Below are 3,261 nucleotides of genomic sequence, written 5' to 3'. Positions count from 1 at the left end.
TTGTTCTCGACCGTACATCGAGAACCACATAGTGGACGCATAGCAGCTTATTCAAACTGAGTGTTATCAAATTATCGGCTTATTAGTACCGGTCAGCTCCAAGAGTCTTTAGTCCTCTCTTCCACATCCGGCCTATCAACGCAGTAGTCTAGCTGCGAGCCTCTCCCCCTAAGGGATGGAAATCTCATCTCGAAGCCGGCTTCCCGCTTAGATGCTTTCAGCGGTTATCCGTTCCGAACGTAGCTAATCAGCGGTGCTCCTGGCGGAACAACTGACACACCAGAGGTTCGTCCATCCCGGTCCTCTCGTACTAGGGATAGATCTTCTCAAATTTCCTGCGCGCGCAGCGGATAGGGACCGAACTGTCTCACGACGTTCTAAACCCAGCTCGCGTACCGCTTTAATGGGCGAACAGCCCAACCCTTGGGACCTACTCCAGCCCCAGGATGCGACGAGCCGACATCGAGGTGCCAAACCATGCCGTCGATATGGACTCTTGGGCAAGATCAGCCTGTTATCCCCGAGGTACCTTTTATCCGTTGAGCGACAGCGCTTCCACAAGCCACTGCCGGATCACTAGTCCCGACTTTCGTCCCTGCTCGACTTGTCAGTCTTACAGTCAAGCTCCCTTGTGCACTTACACTCGACACCTGATTGCCAACCAGGTTGAGGGAACCTTTGGGCGCCTCCGTTACTTTTTAGGAGGCAACCGCCCCAGTTAAACTACCCACCAGGCACTGTCCCTGAACCGGATCACGGTTCGAAGTTAGGTATCCAATATGACCAGAGTGGTATTTCAACGATGACTCCACCTGAACTAGCGTCCAAGCTTCACAGTCTCCCACCTATCCTACACAAGCCACACCGAACACCAATACCAAGCTGTAGTAAAGGTCACGGGGTCTTTCCGTCCTGCTGCGCGTAACGAGCATCTTTACTCGTAATGCAATTTCGCCGAGTTCGCGGTTGAGACAGCTGGGAAGTCGTTACGCCATTCGTGCAGGTCGGAACTTACCCGACAAGGAATTTCGCTACCTTAGGATGGTTATAGTTACCACCGCCGTTTACTGGGGCTTAAATTCTCAGCTTCGCCTTGCGGCTAACCGTTCCTCTTAACCTTCCAGCACCGGGCAGGCGTCAGTCCGTATACATCGTCTTGCGACTTGGCACGGACCTGTGTTTTTAGTAAACAGTCGCTTCCCACTGGTCTCTGCGGCCTTCGAACGCTCCAGGAGTAAATCCCTTCACGCCTCAGGCCCCCCTTCTCCCGAAGTTACGGGGGCATTTTGCCGAGTTCCTTAACCACGATTCTCTCGATCTCCTTAGTATTCTCTACCTGATCACCTGAGTCGGTTTGGGGTACGGGTGACTAAAACCTCGCGTCGATGCTTTTCTTGGCAGCATAGGATCACTGATTTCGTCCGTGAGGACTACCCATCGGGTCTCAGGCTATATGAACGACGGATTTGCCTATCGTTCGCCCTACATCCTTAGACCGGGACAACCATCGCCCGGCTCAGCTACCTTCCTGCGTCACACCTGTTAATACGCTAACCGCACCAGCATAGGGTCGCACGCTAGGCCTCACGCTTCACCCCGAAGGGATCCATCTAGAGGATTCAGATGCTTAGCATTACTGGATTAGCTTGGACGGTTTTTCATCAGTACGGGAATATAAACCCGTTGTCCATCGACTACGCCTGTCGGCCTCGCCTTAGGTCCCGACTTACCCAGGGCGGATTAGCCTGGCCCTGGAAACCTTGATCTTTCGGAGGACGGGTTTCTCACCCGTCTTTCGCTACTCATGCCTGCATTCTCACTCGTGTAGCCTCCACGGCTGGTTTACACCGCCGCTTCGCTGGCCACACGACGCTCTCCTACCCATCAACACGGCTGAACCAACACCACAAGGGTGCGGCTTACCAAAAATATCAATGCCACAACTTCGGTGGCGTGCTTGAGCCCCGTTACATTGTCGGCGCGGAATCACTTGACCAGTGAGCTATTACGCACTCTTTCAAGGGTGGCTGCTTCTAAGCCAACCTCCTGGTTGTCTATGCAACTCCACATCCTTTCCCACTTAGCACGCGCTTTGGGACCTTAGATGGTGGTCTGGGTTGTTTCCCTCTCGACGATGAAGCTTATCCCCCACCGTCTCACTGCTGCGCTCTGACTTACCGGCATTCGGAGTTTGGCTAACGTCAGTAAGCTTTTGGGCCCCATCGGCTATCCAGTAGCTCTACCTCCGGCAAGAAACACGCAACGCTGCACCTAAATGCATTTCGGAGAGAACCAGCTATCACGAAGTTTGATTGGCCTTTCACCCCTATCCACAGCTCATCCCCTCCATTTTCAACTGAAGTGGGTTCGGTCCTCCACGACGTCTTACCGTCGCTTCAACCTGGCCATGGATAGATCACTTCGCTTCGGGTCTAGGACATGCGACTGAATCGCCCTATTCAGACTCGCTTTCGCTACGCATTCCCCTCTCGGGTTAAGCTCGCCACATATCACTAACTCGCAGGCTCATTCTTCAAAAGGCACGCTGTCACACCAACAAAGGGTGCTCCAACGGTTTGTAAGCAAACGGTTTCAGGTACTATTTCACTCCCCTCCCGGGGTACTTTTCACCTTTCCCTCACGGTACTTGTTCACTATCGGTCATGTAGGAGTATTTAGGCTTATCAGGTGGTCCTGACAGATTCACACGGGATTTCTCGGGCCCCGTGCTACTTGGGATACTCTTCGCGCCATTGCTGCATTTCGACTACGGGGTTCGCACCCTCTATGACCAGGCTTTCAATCCTGTTCGTCTATACAACGTTGTAACGCTCACTGTTCGGCAGAATCAGCAGAAAAGTCCCGCAACCCCGACCATGCAACGCCTGCCGGCTATCACACATGATCGGTTTAGCCTCATCCGGGTTCGCTCGCCACTACTAACGGAATCACTATTGTTTTCTCTTCCTGTGGGTACTGAGATGTTTCACTTCCCCACGTTCCCTCTACCCGCCCTATATATTCAGGCGGGAGTCACCAGGTCACCTTGCGGGCCTGGCGGGGTTTCCCCATTCGGACATCCTCGGATCACAGTTCGTTTATCAACTCCCCGAGGCTTATCGCAGATTACTACGTCCTTCTTCGGCTCTACATGCCAAGGCATTCACCGTTTGCTCTTGAAAATTTGAAATCACATGAGTTTGAATCGATTAAGTGTCGCGAATAAATTCGCGACCGAAATTGACCAATGATCACACACTC

The 3,261-nt window shown here is 52.9% G+C and carries 1 rRNA gene; it reads right to left on the bottom strand.

The features are described from left to right. Nucleotides 1-62 precede the first annotated feature (62 nt). Nucleotides 63-3,190, bottom strand: a 23S ribosomal RNA gene (locus tag K2F54_RS18735). Nucleotides 3,191-3,261: the final 71 nt, after the last annotated feature.

It is taken from the genome of Cryobacterium inferilacus (assembly GCF_019599185.1).
Taxonomy (GTDB): domain Bacteria; phylum Actinomycetota; class Actinomycetes; order Actinomycetales; family Microbacteriaceae; genus Cryobacterium; species Cryobacterium inferilacus.
The sequence above is the reverse complement of the archived record's forward strand: the minus strand, read 5'-3'. Positions and strand labels throughout refer to the sequence as shown.